The 214-nt window shown below is 53.7% G+C and carries 1 protein-coding gene; it reads right to left on the reverse strand.

Annotated features, from left to right (window positions below; all coding sequences use genetic code 11):
* On the reverse strand, positions 1-214 hold a 214-nt coding region (locus FD25_RS14175), incomplete at both ends, for a bacterial Ig-like domain-containing protein (RefSeq protein ID WP_338033539.1).

Below are 214 nucleotides of genomic sequence, written 5' to 3' on the forward strand. Positions count from 1 at the left end.
TCGGAACCCGTCAAACTTTGTTGTGATGGGTTGACGGTTAACGTGACCGTCTTGCTCTGACCATCGGCGGTACTCAGCACAACATCATAAGTCCCGGCCTTCGTCAAATCCGCTTGGCTCAGATCCATGGTAACCGGAATCGTTTCACCGTGGTTATCCGTCGCCGTAGCGTTAAAGTCCGTCAACGTTGGTTCGGCATCACCGACCGTCATCG

The sequence above is a fragment of the Levilactobacillus acidifarinae DSM 19394 = JCM 15949 genome, from assembly GCF_001434835.1.
Classification (GTDB): Bacteria; Bacillota; Bacilli; order Lactobacillales; family Lactobacillaceae; genus Levilactobacillus; species Levilactobacillus acidifarinae.